Genomic DNA, 21,105 nt, shown 5'->3' with positions numbered 1-21,105 from the left:
TTGTAAAAGCATAAGCTTTGTTATTAAAATAGACAAGGATATATTTACAATATATTCTTGTTTGTTGTAATTTCATATTCGGTTTATAAAAGTTATTTACAAACCTTCTAAATTTTAAAAGATCTCCCATTCCTTCGCAACTCTTTCAATCATTTTTGATGTCGTTCCTCTGAAATTGGACGGGAATTATAATAGATTTTTCTCCCCTTGTCAAGGGTTTTTTCTAAATATCAGCTTAAATTTTGAAAGTTTCGCAGTTTTTAGGGTCTTTTGGGTTTTTTATGTCTTTTTGTCTATTCATATATATATGTATCCACAATATATACACATAAAATGATTTAAAATATACGATGTGAACAATTATTCATTATAATGTAACATTAGTATTAAATATTAAAGTAAATATTAAGACTAACATTATAAAATATCAAAAAATTAGAAAGGATTGAAATGTATAACAGAGATTATCTTTCACAAGAATCATCTCAATACAACTCGCAAGATGCATCAAAAGCTTCTTTAATGAGCTTCTTAAAAGCAACTTACCAGTTATTTGCTGGTTCATTATTAGCTGCTACAGCGGGAGCTTATATCGGTCTTGATATGGTTTCTATTATTGCAAGCTGGTATTGGGGACTAGTAATATTAGAATTTATATTACTATTTGCACTTTATGCAGTAAAAAATAAGCCAGGTATTAACCTAGCTGTATTATTTGGATTTACTTTCTTAAGTGGTTTAACTATTACTCCACTATTAAGTAAAATTTTAATGATGCCTGCTGGTGCGTCAATTGTTGCTCAAGCATTTTTAATGACATCAGTTGCATTTGGTGGAATCTCAATGTTTGCAATGACAACAAAAAGAGATTTTTCTTCAATGGGTAAAATGTTATTCATTGCATTAATTATCCTTATTGTTGGTTCTATTTCAAACATCTTCTTCCAATCTCCACTATTACAGTTAGGGATTGCAGGTGTTGGTGCATTACTATTTTCTGCTTTCATTCTTTATGATACACAACAAATCATCAAAGGTGGATTTGAAACTCCAATTGAAGCAGCAATTGCACTTTATTTAGATTTCTTCAACTTATTTGTATCTTTATTACAAATATTTGGAATCTTAAACAACGACGACTAATAAACTAGCCTTCAAGGCTAGTTTAACTACACATGACTGACAATAACAAAACTCTTAGATTAATTGATGCAAACCTTAATAGACTTAAAGAAGGTATTAGAGTAGTTGAGGATATCTTTAGATACAACTACGATAATAAAGAGATAGCATTAAAACTGAAATCACTTAGACATCTTTGCAGAGTTGATAACTATATTGAAGTATTAAGTACTAGAGATGTAAATAATGATGTATTAAAAGAATCAATTAAAAGTGAACAAAATAGAAGTGATTTAAACTCTATTTTAATAGCTAACTTTAAAAGGGCTCAAGAAAGCTCAAGAGTTCTAGAAGAGATTACAAAGTTAACATCTATTGAAGATAGTGAAAACTTCAAATATATTAGATATGAACTTTATAATTTAGAAACAGTCTTAATAAATATAACTTCAAACTCTAAATAGTTTAAATCATACTCTTTGTAAAGTCTTTTAGCCTCTTTGAAAGATAAAGAAGCATTAGGACTAACTCCTGATTTTTTAATATAATCAAATAAATCTTTTTTATTGTTAAATTCCAATTTATAAAGAATTGTCTCAAACTCACATTCAAAATATTTTGAAAATGATTCTTTTATAGAGTCTTCATCTAATATTGGTGATTTTGTATTTGTAATACTTTGAATTGTTTTAAAAGTGTTTGAAGTAAACAATACTGCATTTATTTCATCGGTAATGTTACTTAGGGTTTTTATAATCTTTGATAAGTCTTTTGACCATTGTAAAGCAGAAGAAGATAAAACGATATCATATTTATCATTTTTGATTTCATTTAAAAACTCATCTGTATCAAAATCAAAACACTTTACTTCTATATTTTTAGATTTAGGATGAAGTTCACACATTGATTTTGAAGCATCAATTGCTTTATAAAAATCTACTTCCCAATTGATATGATTAAATACTTGTCCAGACCCACAGCCTAATTCTAGCACTCTTTTAGGTTGAAACTTTAATTCACGGACAAGTGATTTTGCAACAATTTGTTGAATAATATTATGATTTTTATATTCGTTTGCGTATTTTGAAAATTGGTTTTTAGTAGACATATTTATATTTTAACTTTTTCTTAATAAGTTTTAGGTAAAATACCTACCATTTTTTTAAAAGGGAATTTAAAATGACATCTACACTTTTAATAGTTCAGTTTGTATTAGCAATTATCATAACTATAACTATTTTATTACAAAAAAGTTCTAGTATCGGACTTGGAGCATACAGTGGAAGCAATGACTCTGTATTTGGTGCTAAAGGACCAGGAAACTTCTTAAGCAAAGCGACTATGACGTTAGGACTTCTTTTTGTTATTAATACAATTGCATTAGGATATATTTACAATCAACAAAAAATGGAAAGTGCTGTGGACAGTGTTAAAACAGACACACTTATTCCAAGCGTACCAACAGAAAATAAAACAACTGCACCTGCTGCACCAACTAATGCTGCACCTGTAGTTCCTACAATTCCTGAAAGTAAATAATTTGTTTTAAAATGGAGTATCTTTTACTTCTAAAAAACAAACCTTTAACTACTAACTTTTTTAAGTTAGTAGCTTTCAAATTTGACTCAATAAATCAATATATAAAAGATTATAATGGTATAATCTTTTACAAATTTCAATTAGATAAACAATCAAGGAGAATACAATGTTAGAAGAAATCTATGAAGAAACTAAAGATCATATGGAAAAGTCTATTGAGGCTTTAAAAAGAGATTATAAAACTTTAAGAACTGGAAAAGTTAACACAAATATCCTAGAAGGGATTTCAATTGATTATTATGGAAACCCTACTCCACTTAACCAAGTTGGTTCAGTAACTGCAACTGATGCTACAACAATTGTTGTTAACCCTTGGGAAAAGAATCTTTTAGGTGAAGTTGAGCAAGCAATCAATGCTGCAAACATTGGTGTAAACCCAAATAATGATGGTGATGTAATTAAATTATTCTTCCCTCCAATGACTGTAGAGCAAAGACAAGAGAGTGCTAAACAAGCTAAGGGTATGACTGATAATGCAAAAGTTGCTATTAGAAATGTTAGAAAACACTCAAATGATAAAGTAAAAGCTTTACACAAAGAAAAAGAGATTACTGACGATGAAAACAAAAGAGCATTAGACGAAATTCAAAAAATTACTGATTCTTATGTTGTAAAAGCTGATGAGACTTTAAAAGCAAAAGAACAAGAAATTTTAACGGTATAATTATGAACGTAGAACAAATTTATAGAGATGCTAATGCCCTTTTAGAAGGACACTTTAAATTAAGTAGTGGTAACCACTCACAGTTTTATTTACAATCAGCAAAAGTTTTAGAAGACCCTAAAACTGCAAAGCTTCTAGCAGAAGCTTTAGCTGAACAAATTAAAAACTCTGGAATCAAAGTAGATGCTGTATGTTCTCCTGCACTTGGTGGACTAGTTGCTGGTTTTGCACTTGCAACTGCACTTGATGTAAGATTTATCTTTGCAGAAAGAGTAGATGGCGAAATGACTATTAGAAGAGGTTTTGAAGTACAAGAAGGTGAGAACTATATTATTTGTGAAGATATTATCACAACTGGTGGTTCAGCTCTTGAAGCAGCAAAACAAGTAGAAAATGATGGTGGAAATATTGTTGCTTATGCAGCTTTAGCAAATAGAGGTTTCTGTTCAAGAGAGGGTTCTGATTCTGAACCTAAAGATAACTGTAAACTACCATTAGATAAACCACTTTTTGCATTAGATGACTTTACTTTTGAAATGTATTCTCCAGAAGATTGTCCTTTATGTAAAGATGGTAGTGTTGCATATAAACCAGGAAGTAGAGGAAACTAATCTTCATGGCAAACAGATGGCGAGATATAAAACAAGGAAATGTTTCTAAGGAGTCTTCTTCAACTACTGAAGAGATAAAAGACTCTTTCGCCTCTGCACCAATTGGCAATAGAATCAAAGCATTTATCGTTGATATGTTTATGATTATGATGCCGATTATGTATATAACTACTTATTTAATCATGGATGGAAAAGATGATTTCCAAGGAAGTGATGAAGCAAGATGGATTACAGCTTTAGTTTTTGGTCTTATAATTGTTCTTTTTTGGATAGTTAAAGGGCAAACTCCTGGTTTTAAAGCTTATTCAATCAAACTAATTGATGATAATACTAAAGAAAAAATATCATTACCAAAAGCAATTCTTAGATATATAATATTTCTAGTTTCTGCAACTACGATACTTTTAGCATTTTTACCTTTTTTCAGAAAAGATAAAAAGACTATACAAGATTTACTTACCAAAACAACTGTTATAGAAACAAAAGAATAGATGCTTTTCTTTAAACTCTCTGCATTTTATTTTTTCTATTTTGCAGCGGTTGGAGTATACGTAATATTCTTACCAAAAGTTCTACACGATATTGGCTATTCAGCTTTTGAGATTGGTGTAGTATTTGCTATTGCACCACTTATGAAGTTTATTACTCCATTTTTATTTTTAAAGCATATTACATTAAATCAAAATGTATTTAAAACAGCCCTACTCTTATCTGTAGCTTGTTCTTTAATGCTTTATGTAACTTTAGAGAATCTTTATTTACTTATGATAAATAATGCTGTTTTAGCAGCTTGTTTATCTATGATATTACCTTACTTAGAAGTTACTGCTGTAAAGGTATTAGGAAAAGGAAGATATGGTAAATCAAGGCTTTATGGCTCAATTGGGTTTATGATCATCTCACTTGTACTAGCACAGTTTCTTACAAACCCATATGTTGCACTTCATTACTATTTAACAGTGAATGTACTAACTGTACTATTTGCCTTCTTATTACTTAGATATGATGATGTTAGCCATGATGAATCAAAATCTAATAGTGAATTCTCTTTCTTTAAATATTGGCCTTTTTGGATAAGTCTGTTTTTTATGCAGTTAAGTTTTGGTGCTTTTTATAACTTCTTTACTATTTATGAAACAGAGCATGGGATTAGTCTTGAAATGACTTCATATCTTTGGTCTTTTGGTGTTATATGTGAAATATTTATTCTTTATTTTCAAGGACCACTTTTAAAGAAAAATCTACTTGCTTTAATCAAGTTTTCTGTAGCAGTGACAGCACTTAGATGGTTTATTGTTTATATGTATCCAGATAATCTGACACTTACTTTTATAAGTCAAGGTATCCATGCCTTTTCATTTGGATTATTCCATAGTGCAGTAGTGATTTATCTATACTCACTATATGAAAATAAAAAACTTGCTCAACAGTTTATGTTTGGGGTAGCTTATGGATTAGGTGGTTTTTTAGGAGCTTTACTTGCAGGTTGGCTTTATGGAGAGAATCTATTTCTTTATTCAACTATTTTTGCACTATTTTCTTTACTGTTTTTATACAGTAAAAGACTTCCAAAAGAAGTCTAAACTGTTGCTTTTAATTTAAGTATATCTTGAATTTTTTCATTATTAATTAGAGTTTCAAACTCTTCATCATTTTCTATTTCTTCAACATACTGTTCATTTAAATCAATTGCTTTTTCTAAATCTAAAATTGCATTCTCTTCTTGCCCTAAAACAGCATAGATTTTAGATCTTTGATAATAAGCATTAGCATATGAATTATCTATCTCTAAAGCTTGGTTTGTAAGGTTTAATGCCCAGTTTGCTTCACCCATATCTAAAACAGCATCTGCTTTGTAAGTTAAAGCTTCTACTTCATCAGGTCTAATATTTAAAATCTCATCATAGATTTCAACTTTACCTGCAGGAGTTGACTCTTGACTTGATCTAAGCCATAAAGAGTGAATTGTATTGGTAACCTCAATCTCATGTTGATTACGTTTTACTTGTTTAGACCTATTTTCTAAATCTCTTTCAAAATTTAAAAGTCTCTCTTCATACTCTTCAATAATCTTTGATGTCTTTTCATCAATCATATTTTTTACTTTTTCATTTGTATCTTTAATTGATGTCCATCCAACAATTACAAGTAAAGACGTAGCAGCGGCAATAATATAGAACATATTATTAATAGTTGAAGTTGCATAATTAACTACATTGTTAGACATAGTAATCTCTTTTTTTGCTAAAGTTTCATGTAATTCAACTTTTAGATTTCTATTCTCTTCTCTTAACTGCTTAATTTCATGTAAAATATAGTTCTCTACAAATGGGTTATACAAAGGCTTTTCTAAATTATTTATCCTATCTTGAACTTTTTCTTCTTTTGTTGTTGTAGCAAAAGTTACACTAACTATGACAAATAATAGCAAAAATACTTTTCTCATCTAAATCCTTTGTGGGGTAAATTTCCCCTAAGATAACATTTTTTTGTATAAAGTTTCCAAAGCTATGTCAGAAATATTTTGAGATACACCAATATGGAATGAAATTTTTGAAGGACTCATATCAAACATCTCAAAAGACATGTTCTCTTCTTTTAATGCTGTAATTGCATCTACTATTGCAAAAGCATTCTCTCTTAGTCCAATTCCTACAAGGGTAATGATTGCTAAGTTGTATGTAACATAGATATTATCAGTTTTTAGTCTTCTTTCAATCTCTCTTCTTAGATTGTTAATATTACCTTTTAAATCTTCTTGGTCAACTAAAATAGAGATATCATCTCTATCTGTAGGATAGTGATATGTATTTATTCCAAACTCACTAAAGATTTTAAGAAGTTCTGCTGTAAAACCTATTTCATCTGCTAACATATCTTTTTGTAAATGAATTGCAGCCATATTATCAAGTTTTGCAATACCTACTAAGTCTTCCATAGGTACTCTTTCATTTAAAATAAGTGTACCTTCATGTTCTGGATTATTTGTATTTCTAATATTAATTGGTATTTTACTTTTTTTACAATTTAACATTGCATTAAAATGGAATACGTTAAAACCTTTAGAGCTTAATAGTCTTAACTCTTTAAAAGTAAGTCTAGGAATAACATTTGCTCCCTCAATCACTCTAGGGTCAACTTCATAAACTCCATTTGTATCAGTCCAATTCTCATAAATATCTGCATCTAAAGCATAAGCTAATTCTCCACCAGTAAGGTCACTTCCACCTCTACTCATAACAGAAATTTCTTTATCTTCATTTATTCCATAAAAACCAGGCACTAAATAGTAATCAGCCTTTTCAAAATTGAAGTACTCACTAATATTTTTGTGAGTTTTCTTAGAAACCTTTCCATCACAATATTCAGATGTAAGAATAAAACCAAAATCTTCAGGAAGCATTAGTTTTATATTTAAACCATTTTTTCGCATAAACTCAGTTATAAGTTTTGCATTATAGTGCTCTCCCCTTGATAGAAAAAAAGCATTTCTTTTTTCACCTTTTAAAGAGTTATTATTTAAATCTTTTACTAGGGAATCAATAATAGGCTTACTATCTACTTTTAAATCTTTACAAAGTTGCTCAAACTTATTGATAATTGCAGCAAAACTATCTTTTGCAGATACTTCTATTTTCTGTTCACAAAAATGATTTCCATCAGTTGAAAGGTTTAGTAAGTGGTCAGTTATTTTTTCATTGTGAGTGTCATCTCTACCAGGTGCAGAAACTACTATTACTTTTCTTTTTTCATCGCTTTTAATAATATTAAAAACTTTTTTTATCTGGGAGGCATCTTTTACTGAACTTCCTCCAAATTTACATACTTTTACATTCATTTTTCTTATTTCCTTATAAGTTAAATACTTACCTTATAGCCTCTATGTCTAACTGTTTCAATAAAGTTTTCATCAAACTCTTTTTTTAGACTATTTCTAATTGAGTTAATGTTAACCTCAATTACATTATCTGATACCATCTCTGGTTCATCCCAGTTTGCTTGTAGTAGTTCATCTTTTGAGATTGGTGCTCTATATCTATTTTTTATTAGATAACTCAAAATAGAAAAAGACTTTCCTTTAAATACAACTTTTTTGTCATCACTTACTAAGGCTTTTTCCTCTAAGTCAGCTTTATAGTTGTCTTTATAAAAAAGTTCTTTTTTAAAGTTATCTCTATGGATTGACTCCATTTTTGCTAAGATATATTCATTAGAAGTTGGCTTTTTTAGTACTGAAATTGCACCTTTTTTTAATAGACTTACTTCTAACTGTTTTGTCCAATCATCTACTAAAAATACTACTGCTGTTACTCTATTATCTATATTTCTTAATATCTTTTTACAGTCAAAGTAGTTATTACAATCTACAATTACTAAATTGTAATACCTTACTTCACTGTGATATATTGCATCACTTATATCTTCTGCAATATCTACTATATATAATTGCTCTTCATCTATATAATCTAATAGTTTCTCATCCAAGTTATATGTTAATAGTCTCATTTAATATATACACTCCTAACCACTTCATCATCTCTTTTTAAAATTAGAGTATTATCTTCTTCTATGGCTAATGAGTCAATAAAAAATGTTTCAATATAGTCATAATCTTGAAAAAATTTATCTATTTGAGTTTTAGCAATATCAAAAGAAGAGTCTTTGCTTAGTTCTATAATTAATGCATTGTCATTTAAAACAATTTTTTGATTAATTAAATTAAACTCTTCAAAGCTATAGATGAACTTTATAAATTCAAATTTCTTTTCCCTTGATATATTTAAATAGTTTTTAATATAGATAAATCTCACAATTAGTCCTCTAAGGGATATACTCCATTTTCATCATGGTGCTCAGTTCCCTTAATTGGAGGATTGAATACACAAATAAGTCTCATGTCTTCACTTCCACCATAAAGGTTATGGTCATCATGATTGTTTAAAGCATACATAACACCATCATAGATGTCATGTACTTCACCTGTTGCTAAATCTTCAATTTTTCCATTTCCAGCTACACAATAAACTGCTTCTAAATGGTTTTGATAATGGATATGCGTTTTTGTATTTGCTTTAATAATTGTTTCGTGGAAAGAGAATCCCATGCCTTCATCTTTTAAAAGCATTCTTCTACTAACCCATTGTCCACCTTCAGCAAATACTTCTCTTTCAGTTCCCATTACATCTTTTTTGATATCTTTAACAATCATCTATTAAAACTCCCCTGTTAATTTTTCTTTCTTTTCTTTTACTAATCTTCCAACTGCTTTATCAAATCTTTTTAAACCTTCAAGTAGAGTCTCTTCATCAATAATTAATGGTGGTAAAAACTTAACAATTTGGTCTTCACTACCACAAGTTTCAACAATAAGTTTCTCTTCAAATGCTAAAGAAGAAAGTTCTCCCGCAACTGAGTTATCATTTTTAATATCAAATGCATATGCTAAACCTCTACCTCTAACAACTACTTCTAAATCATCTTTATATTTATCAGCTATTTTTTGAAGCTCATCTTTAATTACTTTTTCTTTGTATTTAACAGCATTTGATAAGTCATCATTTTGCCAATACTGCTCAATTGCAACTTTTGCAGCAACGAATGCTAAGTTGTTTCCTCTAAATGTACCAGTATGCTCACCAGGTTTCCATTGGTCTAAATCAGGCTTTAATAATACAAGTGCCATTGGTAAACCACCACCAATAGATTTTGACATAGTTACGATATCTGGATTAATTCCTGCAAATTCAAATGAGAAGAATTCACCACTTCTACCATTACCAACTTGAATATCATCAATAATTAATAAAATATCATACTCTCTACAAATTGACTCAAGCTCTTGTAACCACTCTTTAGATGCAACATTAATTCCACCCTCACCTTGAATAGTTTCAACAATAACAGCTGCTGGAATATCAACACCACTACTGCTATCTTCTAAAAACTTTCTAAAGTATGCCATTGTATTCATATCACCAAAGTAACCATCAAAAGGCATAAATGTAGCATTTGTTCTACTAATATAACTCTCATCTCTGTAGTCATTATTACCAGTAACAGAAGATGAACCTTGAGTTAAACCATGGAAACCATTTGTAAATGAAACTACATTTGATCTTCCCTTTACAAGTCTTGCAAGCTTTAAAGCTGTTTCAACTGAGTTTGTACCAGTTGGTCCTGTAAATTGAACTTTATAATCAAGGTTTCTTGGTACTAAGATTGTGTCTTGGAAAGTTTGTAAAAACTCTTTTTTTGCACTTGTTGCCATATCAAGTCCATGAACAACACCATCTTTTTGAATATACTCAATTAATGCAGAACTAATGTGATCATTATTGTGTCCATAGTTTAATGTTCCAGCTCCTGCAAAAAAGTCAATAAAGTCTTCACCTTGTTCATTTGTTAAAATAGCTCCCTTTGATTTTTCAAAAATTGTTGGGAAACTCCTGATATAACCTCTTACCTCTGATTCTAAGTTTTCAAAAATTCTCATCTTCTCTTTTTCCTTTATTTTTTAAACGGTCCTATTTTATATAGAACCTCTTCTTCATGTTGATTAGTAAAATCACTAGCTTCGAAAAACTCCATACTATTCATTTGAGTTTCATAATGATTTGCAACTTTTTCAAATACCCTAATAGATGAATTATTACTAGGAGATACCGTTGTATGTAAATAGTTTACATTTAAATCCTCTCTTTGAATTATGTCCATAATTAATCTTCTTGCTAAATCATTTCCTCTAAAGTCTGAGTCAACTGCAACCTGCCATATAAACAGAGTATTTGGCTCATTTGGAATCATATATCCTGATACAAAGCCAATTACTTTATCTTCATATGTTGCAACTGAACAAATATCACGAAAATGTGTAGTTTGTAACAAATAAAGGTATTCAGAATTTACATCTAATACCTTAGTACTTTTCACAAGTTCGTAAATTTTCTGTGCATCTTTCTTGGAAGGTTTACAAATATTTATTTCACTTTTTGACATTTGTCTTTCCTTAAAATATTTTATTGACATAAAAAATTTTACATATGATATGTATTTTTTTTACATCTTATGTGTAAATTTATAACATATAAACCTTAGATAAAACTTAGACGAATGGTAACACCTCAAAATATATCAATATTTATAGCCTAAAATTAATTTTCGCTTAAGAAAAAATAAATATTATTATTTAAGAGCTTTATTTTTGAGGTTCACTAAATCACACACTAAAAGGGGCACAAATGAAAAAGTTATTCATAGCACTATTTTGTCTATGTAGCTTCACTTACGCTGTAGAGTACGATGCTTTACAAGGAAAGATGTTATCTCTATCATGTGCATCATGTCATGGGACTGATGGAAAATCTACAACTATAACACCATATATAGCTGGTATGAGTAAAACAGTTATGTATCAAACGTTACTTGCTTATAAAAATGGGGAAAAGACAGGAACAATGATGCAAAAACATGCAAAAGGTTTTACTGATGCTGAGTTAGAACAAATCTCTTATTACTTTTCTAAAGTAGAAAGATAAAGGATTGAACATGATGAATAGAAGACATTTTAATAAAGTACTTGTAGGATCAGTTGCACTTTCATTTGCTGCTTGTAGTAGTATCACTAGTGTTTCTTTACCTAAAGATAAAAAAAGAGTTGTTGTAGTAGGAGGTGGTTTCGGTGGAGCTACTGCTGCTAAATATCTGAAAAAATTCTCTCCTGAAACAGAAGTAATCTTAATTGAACAAAACAAAGAGTATTACACTTGTCCATTTGGAAATACTGTAATTGCAGGACTTAACGATATTGATTATATTAGACATGATTACAAAACTTTAGAGAGTAAATATAAAGTACAAGTTATCCATGAAAAAGTAAAAAAAGTTGATGGAGCTACTAATTCTGTAATCTTAGAAAATGGTGATGTTATTCCTTACCACAGAGCAATCGTATCACCAGGGATTGATTTCAAATATGAAAAAGGTTATGTAGAAGGTTCTGAAATGTATGCTCCTCATGCATATAAAGCAGGTGCTCAAACTACACTTTTAAGAGAACAACTTGAAGGAATGAATGATGGAGGAACATATGTAATGGTTGCCCCAGCTAATCCATTTAGATGTCCTCCTGGTCCATATGAAAGAATCTCTTTAGTTGCACACTATTTAAAAACTCATAAACCAAACTCTAAAATCATTATCTTAGACCAAAAGAATAAATTCTCTAAACAAGGTCTATTCCAAGAAGGTTGGGAAAACCTTTATGGTGATATGATTGAATGGAGAAGTGCAGAGTTTGGAGGAAAAGTTATCTCTGTTGATCCTAAGAAATTAGAGATTACAACTGAAGATGAAGTTGTAAAAGCAGATGTTCTTAACTATATTCCTTCACAAAAAGCTGGACAACTTGCATTTGATTCAGGACTTACAAAAGGTGATTGGTGTCCAGTTAACACTAAAACTTTTGAGTCAAGACTTGTTGAAAATGTACACGTAATTGGAGATGCTTCAATTGCAACAAAGATGCCAAAATCTGGTTTCTCTGCAAATTCACAAGCTAAAATTGCAGCACTTCAAATCACAAGATTATTGAAAAATAAACCTGTAGTAAACCCACCAAAACTTGCAAATACTTGTTATAGTTTAATTGCACCAAATTATGGTATTACAGTTGCTGCTGTTTATGAAGCTCACGAAGATGGAATTAGAACAGTTCCAGGAGCTGGAGGACTAAGTCCTATGGGTGCTGATGCTTCATTTAGAGCATTAGAAGCAGAATATGCTGTAGGTTGGTATCAAAACCAAACTGCTGATATATTTAAATAAGAAGAAGTACTCATATGAGTACTTCTTAATCCTCGATACTCATTATAAGTAGTTTCACGTTTTTCTTTTCTTGAATCTCTTCAAGCTTTAATCCAGGAATTTGAATTTGCATAAACTCACTATGATTTTTTATATCATTTTTTGCTATTTCTTGTAAAAGTTTTCCTCTATAAAACTTAGCCCAGTGAGAAACAACTTTCCCATCTTTTATAAATTTAAATGTCAAAACATTTGCTTTTTTTACTTTATAAAACTTCTCATAAAAACCTGCTCGTAAATCAATCACTTCTTCACCAACAAACTCATCTAAACTATCTGAAAAGTTTTCTAAATAAAATTTCTCAACATTTATATTAGGAAGTTTTGCACCTTGCTTATATTTATAGTCAGGTATTAAATCATTTGCTTTTATTGGACCAAAAAGATTTGAGAATAACAATACATTCTCATCTATATACTTTTGCGTTTTTTCATCTAAGTTTTTATAATCTAAAGCATCAAAGGCAACACCTTCATATCTATTGATAGCTTTCATAGTTGGCTTATCTTTTAAACTCTCTTTGTATTTTTCTACTTCTTCTAGCTTTTTTAAACCAAACCATTTAGATAGTTCTTCTATTGTTAAACTTGAAACATACTCTTCGTAAGTATTAAAAATCTCTTCTCTTTTTTCAAATAACTCTTCTAAAAAAAAGTTCTCTTTACAAAAAGGTTTGTTTTCTCCACCACTATTTTTTGTCTCTGCTGGAGCTAATAAAATCTTCATATATCTTTACCTTTATAATTTATTGTACAAATTCTCCACTATGATACAACCATCTTCCATCTACTTTTAGGAATTTACTTTTTTCCACAAAAGAAGAATCAATTGCACCTTGAAATATAGTGGCTTTAAAAGTCACATAAGATACCTCTTGACCATCAATAAAGTCTAATATCTCTAACTTTCTAAAGTCACTATACTTTGAAAAATTGTTTATTGAGTCTTTCCAACCTTGAATATCAGTTGTATATTCTGCATTATCTCTATGAGTAGTTGAAATAATATAGTCTTGATTGTTTGCAACATAAGCACTATATCTTGATTTCATAAGCTCTAATGCAGTTAAAGGAGTTTCACCAAAGTGAAATAGTCTACAGCATTTTTTATACTTTTTTAAGCTCCCACATGGGCAAAAAGAATTCCCAGAAATTTTCATACCAAACTCCTTTTTAGATAGTATTTTAGCAGAAAATTTCCTAGGTTTTAATATATAGCTACTTTTTAGCTTCTTTAACTTTTACATCTTTTTCAATATTTTTAATCAAACCTTTTCCAAAACCTTTTAAAACTAATAAATCTTTAGGATTATTAATTTTTTGTTTTTTTCTAAAGTCAATTATCATTGAAGCCTTTTTTTCACCTATGCCTTTTATCTGCATCAACTCCTCTTTACTTGCGCTATTTAAGTCAATTGATGCAAATAAAAATGCACAACTCAACATTAGTCCTAAGAATATTTTTTTCATTTCTTGCTCCTTTTATATAATAAATTAAATTATATATAAATAACATTTAATTTTATTTAAACTGCTCATTAGTAAAGTATAAACTCAAATATAATAAAATCTTTTAAATCAAAGGGGAAAGACACAATGGGACAAATACCACTAGAGTTAATATCTAACTTTATATCAATGGTTATACTAATCATGATATTTGTAAAATATTATCAATACAAACAAAAGTTAGATGTATTAAAAGGTTTAGATGACCTAAAAAACAAGAAAAAACTTACAGCAGAGGACAAATCTTTTATAAGTTCAAATCTAAAAGATTATCAAATTCTTTTTGCAAGGGATGAGCAAAGAGTTAAACTAGCATATCCAATTTTTATCTTAGTTGCTGGTATTGTTTTAGCATTTTTAGAGTTCAAAGAAGCAATGATTCACTTAAATGTTATTGTTGTTGCATTTATTTTTATGCAAGTAAACAAAATTCATAATAGAAATTTCGTTAACCTACTAACTGAACTAAACAAATAAGCTAGATTAAATTTTTTAATCTAGCTCCTTTATCTTCAATACTTACTTCAAATTCACATTCATATAAACTATTTGTTTTTAAGAACTCAATTAGTTGCTCAATAGTTTGCTCATAGTTTTTACAATAGATATAAAACTTCATAACTCCCTCTTTTATATCAACTGCACAAAGCTTTAAAAAGCTTTCTTCTTCAAGTTTTTCTAAATGATTTTTTTCAAAGGCTGTAAAAAATGCTAAACATGCAGGGTCTGGAAACATAATATCATCTGCCACATGGAAGTTATGTTTTACTACTACTAAGGTCTCAAAACCTTCTAAATCAATATCTTTTTTAACTCTTAATAACTGATTTATACTATCAGTTGTCACTAATTCCCAAGTATCTTCATTTATTACCATTGTATTTGCTCTTTATTGTTTTGTTTTAAAATCTCATTTGTTTTTGAAAAATGTTTACACCCAAAAAAACCTCTATAAGAAGATAAAGGACTTGGATGAGGCGCAGTTAAAATATGATGTTTTGTTTCATCAATTAGTTTGCTTTTTTTAATAGCAGGAGCTCCCCAAAGTATGAAAACTATATTTTCACATGATGATGAGATATATTTAATAATATTGTCAGTGAAAGTTTCCCAACCCATTTTGTGGTGGGATTTTGGTTTTGCTTCTTCAACTGTAAGAATTGCATTTAATAAAAGAACTCCTTGTTTTGCCCAAGGTGTCAAGTCTCCATCTAAACAAATAGAGTCATTTCCTAAATCCTCTTTTATCTCTTTTAAAATATTTTGCATAGAAGGAGGGTTTTTAATATCACTTGGTGTTGAGAAAGAGAAACCTTGTGCTTGTCCTTCTCCATGATAAGGGTCTTGTCCTAAAATAACTACCTTTAAATCCTTTAAAGGTGTTTTTTCAAAAGCATTAAAAATCAACTCTTTTGGTGGAAAAATCTTTTTTGTTGCATACTCTTTTTCTAAAGACTTTTCTAAACTTTTATAATAATCTTTATTTTTTTCAATATTTAAAATATCATCCCATCTGTTCATAATCTACCTTTAGTTATAAAAGAGTATTATTGCAGATTAAATTTAAAAAAGCCTATTAGAGAAGATAAAAAATAGAATGAAACCATATATAAAATCAATTATCGCATCATTTTTAGTAATTTTAGCCTGTTTAGGTTTTGGAAGATTCTCTTTTGGAATGGTTCTACCAAACTTACAAGATAGTCTACTTCTTAGTTCTTCACAAGTAGGTTTTATAGGAACTGCAAACTTTATTGGCTATTTTATTGGAATATTCTTTGCAAACTTTTTATATAGAAAATTTTCTACTCATAGATTAATCTTTACAACTATTTTATTACAAGCCTTTTCTATGTTTTTAATGACCCTTACAAGTGACTACAAACTTGTATCGTTTTTCTATTCTTTTAGTGGCTTCTTTTCTGCTATTTCAAATATTGCTATTATGGCTTATATCTCAAATGTTATTCCTAAAAATATTAGGGGAAAAGCTTTAGGGATAATAGTAAGTGCAAGTGGTTTAGCCATAGTATTAAGTGGGCAAATAGTTCCTTTTACACAAGATATTGTAAAAGATGTTCCTTGGGAAACAGCATGGATAATTTTTTGTTTAATCCTTCTAGTTGTTGCTTTTATGTCCCAACCTGGAATAAAAAAACATGCAGCTCACAATATAAGTGATATCACATTTAAAACTAAAGAGTTTATTACTACAACAAGCTTTTGGAAGATTGCATTTGTTTATATAGTGTTTGGTTTTACTTACTCTATTTATGTAACCTTTTTTGTAAGTGCTGTAATGCAAAAGTATGAATTATCAACACATATTTCAGGTAACTTTTGGACTTTACTTGGATTTATGAGTATTTTTTCTGGCTTTTTATTTGGAACATTAGCAGATAAGATTGGAGCATACAAAACATTGATTTTTGTATTTACTTTACAAACTATAGCCCATGGAAGTTTAGCTTTTAGTCTTCCTTCTTTTTCTATTTGGGTTTCAGTAATTTTATTTGGTATCTCTGTTTGGAGTATTCCTTCTTTGGTAACTTTACTTTGTTCAATAGAGTTTCATGGAAGTAAAACAGCAAAAGTCTTTTCCCTTGTAACTATTCTCTTTGCAGTATTTCAAGCCTTTGGACCATTTGTTGCGGGAGTAGTTCACGATATCACAAAAGACTATTCTGATATATTTATGATTACTTCACTTTTAGCATTAATTACAGTTTTTATCTCTTTTATATTTTCAAAGGATAAAATATCTTCTAATATAATAGAAAAATAAACAAAAAATAAACTATGAGGAACTACTTTGAAAAATAATGGATTTATATTTGACTTAGATGGAACACTAATAGATTCTTTAACAGATATTGCACTTTGTTCAAATATTGTTTTAAAAGAGTTTAATCTACCAACCCATGAAATAGCAACTTACAAATATTTTGTTGGTGGAGGTGCAGAAGTTTTAGTTAATAATGCTGTACCTAAAGATTCTACAGAAGAGTTAAATAGAAAAGTTCTAGAAAGATTTAAAGAAGTATATGACCAAGAGCTACACGATAATACAAAGCCTTATGATGGCATTTATGACTTATTAGACCTTTTACATGAAAATGAGATAAAAGTAGCTGTATTATCAAATAAACCCCATGAGTTTACAATCAAATATGTTGATGAGTTTTTCCCGAAATATTCAAATATCTTGGAAGTACATGGTTCAAAAGAGCATGTTCCTAAAAAACCCCACCCAAGTGCAGCTATAGAAATTGCAAATGCTTTAAATCTAGAGTGTGAAAATATCTATTTTGTGGGAGATAGCGATGTGGATATGCAAACTGCAAAAAACTCAAATATGAAAGCAGTTGGTGTATCTTGGGGATTTAGAGGTCCAAAAGAGTTGATTGAAAATGGAGCCGACCATATAGTTGAAACTCCAATTGATATCTTTAAACTACTTAAATAGAAGAGTTAAAACCCTAACTCTTCTATTACTTCTTTTGGTGTTTTTCCTACACTTTCACATAAGCTTTTAAACTTATCCTCACCTTTTGCATCTATTCCTAAAACTTTTAATTTAGCTATTAACTCTTCTGTCTCAATGCCTAAATCATTTGCTATTTGTGAAATATTTTTTCTTCCTAAGCCAGAAAGTGAATCAGACTTTTTAACACTAACTTCTTGTTTTTCACTTAATATTGAGAAAACTTTTTGAGCACTTATGTTATTGTTTTTAGCAATATCTTTTAAAGTATCCATTTCATCTGCTTCAATATTTTTTGATTTTAAAATAGCCAAACTTTTTTCTAAATCAAAGTCTACTTTTAAAGCAAACTCTTCTAAGGTATCAAGTTCTGCATGGGAATATGGAGCTTTTTCATACTTTTGCTCCCATGAATTTTTTATATCTTCACTAAAATCTATAAATGTAGAAAACGGAGATACTTCATTTAAAGTTCCTACCAAAAAAACAAGTGTAATCACAAAAGCTACAGCCATCTCTTTTGTAAATACAACTACTACTTTTGCTTTATTTTTCATATAACTAAGCATAGGTTTCCAGTTATAATATATATGTAAAATAGTAGCTATTATAAATAGAACCATAAAAGTTGAGTGTACCTGTGCATACTCTTCTTTTCCTAATCCTAATATTTCCCAGTTAGACCATTTTGCAACTCTTCCAGGAGGAGAGATAAACAACATGATTCCAGTGTAAGTCATAAGAATCATTGACAATAACATTGTTAAAGATGTGATTTTTTTAAGACTCATAATAAACTCCTTCATACTATAAGTTTATTATATTCCAATCTATTTAAATAAGTGAAATTTTTATGTAAGTTTTTGCTTGAGCTAGATGTTAAACATCTAACTCAAAGAAAGTTTCATCAATCTTCTTATACTCAGCAACTGAGCAAGTGATTTTAATTGCATTGTCATAGTCTTCAAAGTACTCTTTGAAAAGCTTTTTAAGCTCTGTAATGTTTGCAGTTCTAAAAACAAAGTAACCTACAATATTTTTACCTCTTTTTCCTGCTTTTTCTATTCCAAAACTATCGAATTTCCACTCAACACCTCTTGAATAAAAAAATACCTCTTCAAGTCTTTTCTCTAATTCACTTCTAACGTGATCATTATACTCTTTTAGGTGAACATAAAAAGCTACATTCACATTGAATGCATCCTGTACAAGCTTCTTTTCAAACTTTGTTTCAGGTGTTTTTGTTAAATCTGTATTATCCATTTTGTTCCCTATGTCATAAAATAAAATATGTAATTATAGTACATCTGAATAAAGAACAAATAAAAAGAAACTCTTTTTTATAGATATATAACTACAGTTAATAATTATCATAAATCATGTTAAGTTTTTTTTAAGCATAAGATAAATAACTATAGATTATAATTCTACAAATAAAATCATAAGGAAAACTAATGAAATTAAAAGCACTTTTATTAACTTTAGCCCTTGCAACAAGTTCAATGTTTGCAGCAGAGTTTGTAGATTACAACAAATTAAGCTCAATGCTTAAAAAAGAGAATAAAGCAAATGGTACATATGCAACAACAGAAGATGTAAAAAAAGCTTTAAAAGCAAAAGATTGGTTAGTAGCAGATGTAAGAACAATGGAAGAGTGGGCAGCTGCACATATCAAAGGTTCAGTTAGAATTGGAAGACAAGCACCAGAAAAAGGTTTAGCTTTACACGCTTTAGATATGGATGATAACTTTATCAAACAAAATGTGATTATCGTTTGTAACTCTGCTGCAAGAGCTTCAATTGAAGCAGAAACAATTAGAAAAATGGGATTTAAACAAGTTAAAGTTTATGATTTATACTCTTGGATTGATGAGTGTAATCCTGTAGTTACAAAATATACAGTAAAAAAAGACAAAGGTGGAACTGGTCTTAAATTTGGTAACTTCTTTGCAGAACACTGTAAAGAGAAGAAATAATATCTAAAGGAATTTTCTCCTTTAGATTACACTCCTATCTTTCTAGCATTTTTCATTTGCATTTTTGCAACTTCTCGTAAATCAACATTACTATCAAGTTCATCTACAATCTCAGCACCAAGTAAAGACTCTAAGGCATCTTCTAACGTCACTACACCTTCTGTTTGCTCATAATTGTCTGTTACAATAAATAGATGCTCTTTTTTTAATAAGAACATATCAATAAGTTTAGAAATAGAGATATTTTCATTTACACGAAGAACTGGTTTTATTAAGTCTTCTTTTGTTTCATAATTGTCTTCAAGCATTTCATGGAAATACTCTTTTGAAATAACTATTCCTACAATATCATCAATATCTTCATCATAAATAGGAACCCTTGAATACTCTTTGAACTTTTCTAAATCAACTTTTGTTCTATCATTAAAACTATCTAAAAAATCATTTTTTTGTACAGAAAAAACCACAGATCTTGGAGTAAAGACATCTTTTACCTTTATCTCATTTAGATTTAAAAGGTTTTCAATCATAACTGTTTCTTTTACTCTTAATACACCTTTTTTCTCTGCAATTGTAGCTGTTGCTAAAATCTCATCTTTTGTCATAGTCTCTTTTTTTGAAGGAGTTATAAAAGTAGTGATTTTATTCATAACGATTAAAATAGGATAAGTAATAAATACTAAGCCTTTAATAGTTCTAGTTGCAAAACCTGCTAAACCTTTCCAATAATATGCACCTAAAGTTTTAGGAATAATCTCTGAAAATACTAAAATCAAAATCGTTAAAACAGCAGAGATATAAAACATATACTCTTCACCAAACATTTTTGCAGCCTCTGCACCAACACCTGCTGCACCTAAAGTATGAGCAAAAGTGTTTAAAGTAAGAATTGCTGCGATTGAAAAGTCTATATTCTTTTTTTGATACTCCATTAAAGAACCAAGCTTCTTTTTCTCTTTTTTTACTACCTCGATATGAGAATCAGTTATTGAAAGAAGTACAGCCTCTAAAATTGAACAAAGAAAAGAGACTCCAACTGCTATCAAAAAATATATTGTCATCAACATCTGTTAAATATCCTAATTGTTTTAATATTTTTGCTAATTATATACTATTTTTTAGAAAAATAAATTTTTTCTTCAATATTGTAATGATAAATTAAGTGGAAAATCACTTTTATAAGGAAAGTCAATAATATTTTGACTAAATAAGAATAAGGAAATTCATCACGAACTCATCAGGAAGCTAAATAAATGAGTTCGTGAAAAACTCCCATTA

29 protein-coding genes are annotated in these 21,105 nt (G+C 29.2%); 13 read left to right on the top strand and 16 right to left on the bottom strand.

What is annotated here, in order from left to right:
* The first annotated feature begins 450 nt into the window (after window positions 1-450).
* Entirely contained in the window at window positions 451-1,143 is a 693-nt protein-coding gene (locus CRV03_RS05660) for a Bax inhibitor-1/YccA family protein (protein WP_129084178.1), read from the top strand.
* 32 nt (window positions 1,144-1,175) lie between these two features.
* Window positions 1,176-1,586, top strand: a complete 411-nt coding sequence (locus CRV03_RS05655) for a thiamine-phosphate pyrophosphorylase (RefSeq protein ID WP_129084177.1) — start codon at window positions 1,176-1,178, stop codon at window positions 1,584-1,586.
* On the opposite strand, the gene CRV03_RS05650 is transcribed toward CRV03_RS05655, so the two are convergent.
* Window positions 1,538-2,230 (bottom strand): methyltransferase domain-containing protein, encoded by a 693-nt coding sequence (locus CRV03_RS05650; protein ID WP_129084176.1) that lies wholly within the window; start codon window positions 2,228-2,230, stop codon window positions 1,538-1,540. The two genes, CRV03_RS05655 and CRV03_RS05650, sit on opposite strands and share 49 nt — an antisense overlap.
* A 71-nt stretch (window positions 2,231-2,301) precedes the next feature.
* On the opposite strand from CRV03_RS05650, the gene secG reads away from it, so the two are divergent.
* The 5 genes from secG to CRV03_RS05625 all read left to right on the top strand — a co-directional run bounded on the left by secG (window position 2,302) and on the right by CRV03_RS05625 (window position 5,579).
* On the top strand, window positions 2,302-2,661 hold the full coding sequence (gene secG, locus CRV03_RS05645; protein WP_129084175.1) for a preprotein translocase subunit SecG: 360 nt from the start codon (window positions 2,302-2,304) through the stop codon (window positions 2,659-2,661).
* Between the two features lie 166 nt (window positions 2,662-2,827).
* Window positions 2,828-3,385, top strand: coding sequence for a ribosome recycling factor (gene frr / locus CRV03_RS05640; protein ID WP_129084174.1), 558 nt, complete (start codon window positions 2,828-2,830; stop codon window positions 3,383-3,385).
* Window positions 3,386-3,387: 2 nt separating this feature from the next.
* Window positions 3,388-3,996, top strand: a complete 609-nt coding sequence (pyrE, locus tag CRV03_RS05635; RefSeq protein ID WP_129084173.1) for an orotate phosphoribosyltransferase — start codon at window positions 3,388-3,390, stop codon at window positions 3,994-3,996.
* 5 nt (window positions 3,997-4,001) lie between these two features.
* The gene (locus tag CRV03_RS05630) at window positions 4,002-4,487 is read left to right on the top strand and encodes an RDD family protein (protein ID WP_129084172.1); all 486 of its coding nucleotides are present in this window, start codon (window positions 4,002-4,004) and stop codon (window positions 4,485-4,487) included.
* Window positions 4,488-5,579, top strand: coding sequence for an MFS transporter (locus tag CRV03_RS05625; RefSeq protein WP_129084171.1), 1,092 nt, complete (start codon window positions 4,488-4,490; stop codon window positions 5,577-5,579).
* Here CRV03_RS05625 and CRV03_RS05620 read toward each other — a convergent pair.
* The 7 genes from CRV03_RS05620 to ectA are packed head-to-tail and all read right to left on the bottom strand — an operon-like array spanning window position 5,576 to window position 10,992.
* Complete coding sequence (locus CRV03_RS05620) at window positions 5,576-6,442, bottom strand: tetratricopeptide repeat protein (RefSeq protein WP_129084170.1); 867 nt, start codon at window positions 6,440-6,442, stop codon at window positions 5,576-5,578. The two genes, CRV03_RS05625 and CRV03_RS05620, sit on opposite strands and share 4 nt — an antisense overlap.
* A gap of 27 nt (window positions 6,443-6,469) precedes the next feature.
* Entirely contained in the window at window positions 6,470-7,834 is a 1,365-nt protein-coding gene (locus CRV03_RS05615; protein ID WP_129084169.1) for an aspartate kinase, read from the bottom strand.
* A 20-nt stretch (window positions 7,835-7,854) separates the two neighbouring features.
* Entirely contained in the window at window positions 7,855-8,502 is a 648-nt protein-coding gene (locus tag CRV03_RS05610) for a winged helix-turn-helix domain-containing protein (RefSeq protein ID WP_129084168.1), read from the bottom strand.
* Complete coding sequence (locus tag CRV03_RS05605; protein ID WP_129084167.1) at window positions 8,499-8,807, bottom strand: hypothetical protein; 309 nt, start codon at window positions 8,805-8,807, stop codon at window positions 8,499-8,501. Before CRV03_RS05605 ends, CRV03_RS05610 begins: the two co-directional genes overlap by 4 nt.
* Before the next feature lie 2 nt (window positions 8,808-8,809).
* The gene (locus tag CRV03_RS05600; protein WP_129084166.1) at window positions 8,810-9,205 is read right to left on the bottom strand and encodes an ectoine synthase; all 396 of its coding nucleotides are present in this window, start codon (window positions 9,203-9,205) and stop codon (window positions 8,810-8,812) included.
* Window positions 9,206-9,208: 3 nt separating this feature from the next.
* On the bottom strand, window positions 9,209-10,489 hold the full coding sequence (gene ectB, locus CRV03_RS05595) for a diaminobutyrate--2-oxoglutarate transaminase (protein ID WP_129084165.1): 1,281 nt from the start codon (window positions 10,487-10,489) through the stop codon (window positions 9,209-9,211).
* Window positions 10,490-10,503: 14 nt separating this feature from the next.
* Entirely contained in the window at window positions 10,504-10,992 is a 489-nt protein-coding gene (ectA, locus tag CRV03_RS05590) for a diaminobutyrate acetyltransferase (protein ID WP_129084164.1), read from the bottom strand.
* A gap of 242 nt (window positions 10,993-11,234) precedes the next feature.
* On the opposite strand from ectA, the gene CRV03_RS05585 reads away from it, so the two are divergent.
* Together CRV03_RS05585 and CRV03_RS05580 are read left to right on the top strand one after the other, a co-directional pair.
* A complete protein-coding gene (locus CRV03_RS05585) occupies window positions 11,235-11,531 on the top strand; it encodes a c-type cytochrome (protein ID WP_129084163.1) in 297 nt (98 codons plus the stop codon).
* 10 nt (window positions 11,532-11,541) lie between these two features.
* Complete coding sequence (locus CRV03_RS05580) at window positions 11,542-12,819, top strand: NAD(P)/FAD-dependent oxidoreductase (RefSeq protein WP_258239016.1); 1,278 nt, start codon at window positions 11,542-11,544, stop codon at window positions 12,817-12,819.
* Between the two features lie 25 nt (window positions 12,820-12,844).
* Here the strand turns inward: CRV03_RS05580 and CRV03_RS05575 are convergent, their stop codons facing one another.
* Genes CRV03_RS05575 through CRV03_RS05565 form a run of 3 tightly spaced genes read right to left on the bottom strand, consistent with a single transcriptional unit; the run spans window position 12,845 to window position 14,328 of the window.
* Window positions 12,845-13,585: a YaaA family protein gene (locus CRV03_RS05575; protein WP_129084161.1), complete on the bottom strand. Its 741-nt coding sequence runs from the start codon at window positions 13,583-13,585 to the stop codon at window positions 12,845-12,847.
* Window positions 13,586-13,604: 19 nt separating this feature from the next.
* Window positions 13,605-14,018, bottom strand: a complete 414-nt coding sequence (locus tag CRV03_RS05570; protein WP_129084160.1) for a YchJ family protein — start codon at window positions 14,016-14,018, stop codon at window positions 13,605-13,607.
* A 58-nt stretch (window positions 14,019-14,076) separates the two neighbouring features.
* Window positions 14,077-14,328, bottom strand: a complete 252-nt coding sequence (locus tag CRV03_RS05565; protein WP_129084159.1) for a helix-hairpin-helix domain-containing protein — start codon at window positions 14,326-14,328, stop codon at window positions 14,077-14,079.
* 126 nt (window positions 14,329-14,454) lie between these two features.
* Between CRV03_RS05565 and CRV03_RS05560 the strand changes: the two genes are divergently transcribed.
* Window positions 14,455-14,844: a hypothetical protein gene (locus CRV03_RS05560; protein ID WP_129084158.1), complete on the top strand. Its 390-nt coding sequence runs from the start codon at window positions 14,455-14,457 to the stop codon at window positions 14,842-14,844.
* Between the two features lies 1 nt (window position 14,845).
* Here CRV03_RS05560 and CRV03_RS05555 read toward each other — a convergent pair whose 3' ends face one another.
* Together CRV03_RS05555 and ung are read right to left on the bottom strand one after the other, a co-directional pair.
* Complete coding sequence (locus CRV03_RS05555) at window positions 14,846-15,244, bottom strand: DUF695 domain-containing protein (RefSeq protein WP_129084157.1); 399 nt, start codon at window positions 15,242-15,244, stop codon at window positions 14,846-14,848.
* Window positions 15,238-15,888, bottom strand: coding sequence for a uracil-DNA glycosylase (ung, locus tag CRV03_RS05550; RefSeq protein WP_129084156.1), 651 nt, complete (start codon window positions 15,886-15,888; stop codon window positions 15,238-15,240). Before ung ends, CRV03_RS05555 begins: the two co-directional genes overlap by 7 nt.
* 76 nt (window positions 15,889-15,964) lie before the next feature.
* Here ung and CRV03_RS05545 point away from each other — a divergent pair, with 76 nt between their 5' ends.
* Window positions 15,965-17,152, top strand: a complete 1,188-nt coding sequence (locus tag CRV03_RS05545; protein ID WP_129084155.1) for a YbfB/YjiJ family MFS transporter — start codon at window positions 15,965-15,967, stop codon at window positions 17,150-17,152.
* 27 nt (window positions 17,153-17,179) lie between these two features.
* Complete coding sequence (locus tag CRV03_RS05540) at window positions 17,180-17,833, top strand: HAD family hydrolase (protein WP_129084154.1); 654 nt, start codon at window positions 17,180-17,182, stop codon at window positions 17,831-17,833.
* A 5-nt stretch (window positions 17,834-17,838) separates the two neighbouring features.
* Here CRV03_RS05540 and CRV03_RS05535 read toward each other — a convergent pair whose 3' ends face one another.
* Both CRV03_RS05535 and CRV03_RS05530 read right to left on the bottom strand, forming a co-directional pair.
* Window positions 17,839-18,642 (bottom strand): DUF4405 domain-containing protein, encoded by an 804-nt coding sequence (locus CRV03_RS05535; RefSeq protein WP_129084153.1) that lies wholly within the window; start codon window positions 18,640-18,642, stop codon window positions 17,839-17,841.
* An 88-nt stretch (window positions 18,643-18,730) separates the two neighbouring features.
* Window positions 18,731-19,114 (bottom strand): hypothetical protein, encoded by a 384-nt coding sequence (locus CRV03_RS05530; RefSeq protein ID WP_129084152.1) that lies wholly within the window; start codon window positions 19,112-19,114, stop codon window positions 18,731-18,733.
* 191 nt (window positions 19,115-19,305) lie between these two features.
* Here CRV03_RS05530 and CRV03_RS05525 point away from each other — a divergent pair, with 191 nt between their 5' ends.
* A complete protein-coding gene (locus CRV03_RS05525) occupies window positions 19,306-19,827 on the top strand; it encodes a rhodanese-like domain-containing protein (protein ID WP_129084151.1) in 522 nt (173 codons plus the stop codon).
* Between the two features lie 26 nt (window positions 19,828-19,853).
* On the opposite strand, the gene CRV03_RS05520 is transcribed toward CRV03_RS05525, so the two are convergent.
* Entirely contained in the window at window positions 19,854-20,888 is a 1,035-nt protein-coding gene (locus CRV03_RS05520; RefSeq protein WP_258239015.1) for a CNNM domain-containing protein, read from the bottom strand.
* Window positions 20,889-21,105: the final 217 nt, after the last annotated feature.

Origin of the sequence: Arcobacter sp. F155 (genome assembly GCF_004116455.1) — a bacterium.
In the GTDB taxonomy this organism is placed as follows: Bacteria; Campylobacterota; Campylobacteria; order Campylobacterales; family Arcobacteraceae; genus Halarcobacter.
Note: the sequence above shows the minus strand (reverse complement) of the source record. Positions and strands in the feature narration are given on the sequence as shown.

Coding starts and splice junctions, on each gene's coding strand:
- CRV03_RS05660 (WP_129084178.1), top strand. CDS start 451: ATGTATAACAGAGATTATCTTTCACAAGAATCATCTCAATACAACTCG.
- CRV03_RS05655 (WP_129084177.1), top strand. CDS start 1,176: ATGACTGACAATAACAAAACTCTTAGATTAATTGATGCAAACCTTAAT.
- CRV03_RS05650 (WP_129084176.1), bottom strand. CDS start 2,230: ATGTCTACTAAAAACCAATTTTCAAAATACGCAAACGAATATAAAAAT.
- secG (WP_129084175.1), top strand. CDS start 2,302: ATGACATCTACACTTTTAATAGTTCAGTTTGTATTAGCAATTATCATA.
- frr (WP_129084174.1), top strand. CDS start 2,828: ATGTTAGAAGAAATCTATGAAGAAACTAAAGATCATATGGAAAAGTCT.
- pyrE (WP_129084173.1), top strand. CDS start 3,388: ATGAACGTAGAACAAATTTATAGAGATGCTAATGCCCTTTTAGAAGGA.
- CRV03_RS05630 (WP_129084172.1), top strand. CDS start 4,002: ATGGCAAACAGATGGCGAGATATAAAACAAGGAAATGTTTCTAAGGAG.
- CRV03_RS05625 (WP_129084171.1), top strand. CDS start 4,488: ATGCTTTTCTTTAAACTCTCTGCATTTTATTTTTTCTATTTTGCAGCG.
- CRV03_RS05620 (WP_129084170.1), bottom strand. CDS start 6,442: ATGAGAAAAGTATTTTTGCTATTATTTGTCATAGTTAGTGTAACTTTT.
- CRV03_RS05615 (WP_129084169.1), bottom strand. CDS start 7,834: ATGAATGTAAAAGTATGTAAATTTGGAGGAAGTTCAGTAAAAGATGCC.
- CRV03_RS05610 (WP_129084168.1), bottom strand. CDS start 8,502: ATGAGACTATTAACATATAACTTGGATGAGAAACTATTAGATTATATA.
- CRV03_RS05600 (WP_129084166.1), bottom strand. CDS start 9,205: ATGATTGTTAAAGATATCAAAAAAGATGTAATGGGAACTGAAAGAGAA.
- ectB (WP_129084165.1), bottom strand. CDS start 10,489: ATGAGAATTTTTGAAAACTTAGAATCAGAGGTAAGAGGTTATATCAGG.
- ectA (WP_129084164.1), bottom strand. CDS start 10,992: ATGTCAAAAAGTGAAATAAATATTTGTAAACCTTCCAAGAAAGATGCA.
- CRV03_RS05585 (WP_129084163.1), top strand. CDS start 11,235: ATGAAAAAGTTATTCATAGCACTATTTTGTCTATGTAGCTTCACTTAC.
- CRV03_RS05580 (WP_258239016.1), top strand. CDS start 11,542: ATGATGAATAGAAGACATTTTAATAAAGTACTTGTAGGATCAGTTGCA.
- CRV03_RS05575 (WP_129084161.1), bottom strand. CDS start 13,585: ATGAAGATTTTATTAGCTCCAGCAGAGACAAAAAATAGTGGTGGAGAA.
- CRV03_RS05570 (WP_129084160.1), bottom strand. CDS start 14,018: ATGAAAATTTCTGGGAATTCTTTTTGCCCATGTGGGAGCTTAAAAAAG.
- CRV03_RS05565 (WP_129084159.1), bottom strand. CDS start 14,328: ATGAAAAAAATATTCTTAGGACTAATGTTGAGTTGTGCATTTTTATTT.
- CRV03_RS05560 (WP_129084158.1), top strand. CDS start 14,455: ATGGGACAAATACCACTAGAGTTAATATCTAACTTTATATCAATGGTT.
- CRV03_RS05555 (WP_129084157.1), bottom strand. CDS start 15,244: ATGGTAATAAATGAAGATACTTGGGAATTAGTGACAACTGATAGTATA.
- ung (WP_129084156.1), bottom strand. CDS start 15,888: ATGAACAGATGGGATGATATTTTAAATATTGAAAAAAATAAAGATTAT.
- CRV03_RS05545 (WP_129084155.1), top strand. CDS start 15,965: ATGAAACCATATATAAAATCAATTATCGCATCATTTTTAGTAATTTTA.
- CRV03_RS05535 (WP_129084153.1), bottom strand. CDS start 18,642: ATGAGTCTTAAAAAAATCACATCTTTAACAATGTTATTGTCAATGATT.
- CRV03_RS05530 (WP_129084152.1), bottom strand. CDS start 19,114: ATGGATAATACAGATTTAACAAAAACACCTGAAACAAAGTTTGAAAAG.
- CRV03_RS05525 (WP_129084151.1), top strand. CDS start 19,306: ATGAAATTAAAAGCACTTTTATTAACTTTAGCCCTTGCAACAAGTTCA.
- CRV03_RS05520 (WP_258239015.1), bottom strand. CDS start 20,888: ATGACAATATATTTTTTGATAGCAGTTGGAGTCTCTTTTCTTTGTTCA.